Below are 4247 nucleotides of genomic sequence, written 5' to 3'. Positions count from 1 at the left end.
CGGGTGCTGGCGGCGGACGGTTACCGGACGTTCGTGGAGTCCAGTCCGCATCCGGTGCTGACCATGGGCATCCAGGAAACCCTCGACGACATCACGCCCTCGCCCGAACAGGAGGCACAGGAGGCACAGGAGACGCACGAGGCGCGTGCGGAGGACGCCGCGACCGGCCGGCCCGACCCGGAACACGTGGCGGAGGACGCCGACTTCGTCGTCGTCGGATCCCTCCGGCGCGACGAGGGGGGCTGGGCCCGCCTCCTGGCCGGCGCCGCCACCCTCCACACGGCCGGTGTCCCGGTCGACTGGACCCTGATACCCGGGATGGCCGGCCCGGTCCGGACCGTCGACCTGCCGACGTACCCGTTCCAGAGGCAGCGCTACTGGCTGGACACCCCGGCCGCCGCAGGCGACGTGACCGGCGCGGGACTCGGCGCCCCCGACCACCCGCTGCTCAACGCCCTCGTGCCGCTCGCCGACGGGGACGGCCTGCTGTTCACCGGCCGCCTCTCGCTGCGCACCCACCCCTGGCTCGCCGACCACGCCGTGTTCGGCACCGTCCTCCTGCCCGGCACCGCCTTCGTGGAGCTGGCGCTGCGCGCCGCAGACGAGGTGGGGTACGGCCAGGTGCACGACCTGACGCTCGAGGCCCCCCTGATCATCCCCGAACAGGGCGACGTGCTGCTTCAGTTGGCCGTCGACGCGCCCGACGAGAGCGGCCGCCGAGCCCTCCGCGTCTACGCACGGCGCCTTCCCTTGGACGCCGACACGGTAACCGTGGACGACGGCTGGGTTCGGCACGCCACCGCCTGGCTCGTACCCGCCGAGGCGGACGACCCTGCGGCTCCGGCGGAACTCGGCGACGCCCTGGCGACCTGGCCGCCCGCCGCCACGCCCATCGACCTGACCACCCGGTACGAGCAACTCGCCGCCCAGGGCTATGAGTACGGGCCGGCCTTCCAGGGACTGACCGGCCTCTGGCATCGCGGGGACGAGGTGTTCGCCGAGGTTCGGCTCGCCGACGACCAGCGGGAACAGGCCGAGCACTTCGGCATCCACCCCGCACTGCTCGACGCGGCCCTGCACGCCGTCGTCCTGCGACAGACACCACCGGTGGGCCCGGCCGCGGACGGGGACGGGCCCCGGCTGCCCTTCGCCTGGGACGGCGTACGCCTCCTCGCGAGCGGGGCCCGCACCCTGCGGGTCGTGTTCACCCCGCTCGGTGACGACACCGTCCGCCTCGTCGCCGCGGACACCACCGGAGCGCCGGTCACCGTGATCGACTCCCTCGCCCTCCGCTCCGTCACGGCCCAGCAACTCGCTGCCGCGGCGCGGGCCGACGAGCCGCGACTGCCCCTCCACCAGGTGGACTGGCTGCCCGTCGCCACACCCGCCACGGACGGAGCACCGCACGGCGCGGACGTCCGCGTGGACCTGGACGACCTGCTCGGCACTCCCGACGCGCAGGCCGGCGAAGGCACCACCGCGCTGCCGGAGACGGTACTGCTGTACGCGAACGGGCCGAGTCCGGCGGGCGCGGCGCCGGACCCCGGTCCGCAGGCGACCTCCGCCGCCCTGCGCCACGCGCTCCACAGCGTGCAGAGCTGGCTGACCGACGCCCGCACCGAGGGCTCCCGGCTCGTCGTGGTCTCGCGCCATGCCGTGGCCGCCCGCCCCGGCGAGGACGTCGCCGACCTTGCCGGTGCGGCCGTGTGGGGCCTTCTGCGCACCGCGATGTCCGAGAACCCCGGCCGGTTCGCCCTCCTCGACGTCGACACGACCGACGGGGCCGTCACCGCCGACGTCCTCACCGCCCTGGAGCGTGAACACCAACTCGCCCTGCGGGACGGTGTCCTGTACGCGCCCCGTCTGGTGCGTGTCTCCGATGTCGGGGGTTCGGTGTCGGGGGAGGCCGGTGTGCTGGGTGCCGGTGGGGGGACGGTGCTGGTGACCGGTGGTACGGGCACGTTGGGTGCGTTGGTGGCGCGGCATGCGGTGCGGGTGCATGGTGTGCGGCATCTGGTGCTGACGAGTCGGCGTGGTGCTGCGGCGGAGGGTGCTGCCGGGTTGCGGGACGACTTGTTGGCGGCGGGTGCGGAGTCGGTGCGGGTCGAGGCGTGCGATGTGTCCGACCGGGAGGCGCTGGCGGGTCTGCTGGCGTCGATTCCGGTGGAGCGCCCGTTGACGGCGGTGGTGCACACGGCGGGTGTGCTGGACGACGGCACCGTCGACAGCCTCACGCCGGAGCGCATCGACCGGGTGTTGCGGCCGAAGGCCGACGCCGCGTGGAACCTGCACGAACTCACCAGCGACGCGGAGTTGACCGCGTTCGTCCTCTTCTCCTCCGTCGTCGCCACCATCGGCTACGCCGGGCAGGCCAACTACGCGGCCGCCAACGCCTATCTGGACGGTCTCGCGGCCTACCGCCAGGGTCTCGGTCTGCCCGCCACCTCCCTCGCCTGGGGCCTGTGGGCCGACGCGAGCGGCATGACCGGGCACCTCGCCGACAGCGACCTGGCCCGCATGGCCCGGTCCGGAGTCGCCCCCCTGCCCGCCGAGGAGGGACTCGCCCTCCTCGACGCGGCGCTGCTCAGGGACGACTCCGTGCTGCTGCCCGCACGGCTCGACCTCACCTCGCTGCGCACCCAGGTGGCCACCGACGGCGTGCCGCCCGTCTTCCGCGCGCTCGTCCGCACCCCCGCCCGACGTGCCGCCCAGGCGGTCGACGCCGACGGCGCGGCCGGCGGGTCCTGGACCGAGCGCATGGCCGCACTGCCCGAGCAGGAGCGCGAGCAGGCCGTCCTGGACCTGGTGCGCCACCAGGTCGCCACCGTGCTCGGCCACGCCGACGCCGACGGCATCGCCGTCAGCCGCGCCTTCAAGCTCCTCGGCTTCGACTCCCTGACAGCCGTCGAACTCCGCAACCGGCTCACCGCCGCCACGGGCGTGCGTCTCCCGGCGACGGTCGTCTTCGACCACCCCAGCCCGGCCGCGCTCGCCGACCACCTGCGCGCCCAGGTCACCGGCGGAACACGGGCGACGCCCACCGATCAGCCGCGTCACACCGCCGCCGGCCCGGCGGACGAGCCCATCGCGATCGTCGCCATGGCCTGCCGCTTCCCGGGTGGGGTGGAGTCCCCGGAGGACCTGTGGGAGCTGGTCGCCTCCGGCGCCGACGCCATCGGGGGTTTCCCGGGGGACCGCGGCTGGGACCTGGAGCGGTTGTACGATCCGGACCCGTCGCAGGCGGGTACGTCGTACGCGCGTCACGGTGGTTTCCTGCACGAGGCGGCGGAGTTCGACGCGGAGTTCTTCGGTCTGTCGCCGCGTGAGGCGCTGGCGACGGACCCGCAGCAGCGGCTCCTGCTGGAGACGGCCTGGCAGGCGTTCGAACGGGCCGGCCTCGACCCCGAAGCACTCAGGGGATCCCGCACGGGAGTCTTCGCCGGTGTCATGTACAACGACTACGGATCGCGACTGCAGAGCGTCCCCGAGGAACTCGAGGGCTACCTCAGGAACGGCAGCTACGGCAGCGTCGCAACGGGCCGCATCTCGTACACCTTCGGCCTGGAAGGCCCGGCCGTCAGCGTCGACACGGCGTGCTCGTCGTCGCTCGTCGCCGTGCACCTGGCCGCCCAGGCGCTGCGCAACGCCGAGTGCTCGCTCGCCCTCGCCGGTGGCGTGACGGTGATGGCGACACCCAACACCTTCATCGAGTTCAGCCGGCAGCGGGGTCTGTCGGCCGACGGCCGGTGCAAGTCCTTCGCCGCCGGTGCCGACGGCACCGGTTTCTCCGAGGGCGTCGGTCTGCTGCTCCTGGAACGCCTCTCCGACGCGCAGCGCAACGGCCACCGCGTGCTGGCGGTGCTGCGCGGCTCCGCCACCAACCAGGACGGTGCGAGCAACGGCCTGACGGCGCCGAACGGTCCGTCGCAGGAGCGGGTGATCCGGCAGGCGCTGGCGAGCGCACGGCTCGTGCCTGCGGACGTGGATGTGGTCGAGGCGCACGGGACCGGTACGCGGCTGGGTGACCCGATCGAGGCGCAGGCGCTGCTGGCGACCTACGGCCAGGACCGTCCCGAGGACCGGCCCCTGTGGCTGGGCTCCCTGAAGTCCAACATCGGTCACACCCAGGCCGCCGCCGGTGTCGCGGGCGTCATCAAGATGGTGGGCGCGCTGCAGCGGGGTGTGCTGCCGAAGACGCTGCACGTGGACGAGCCGTCGCCGCACGTGGACTGGTCGGCGGGGGCGGT

General features: G+C 73.8%; 1 protein-coding gene. It reads left to right on the top strand.

All coding sequences use genetic code 11. The features are described 5' to 3' along the window. Window positions 1–4247: SDR family NAD(P)-dependent oxidoreductase (locus tag ACWD3O_RS33925; RefSeq protein WP_451418551.1), on the top strand; the 4247-nt coding region annotated here is incomplete at both ends.

The sequence above is a fragment of the Streptomyces sp. NPDC002640 genome, from assembly GCF_053592575.1.
Note: the sequence above shows the minus strand (reverse complement) of the source record. Positions and strands in the feature narration are given on the sequence as shown.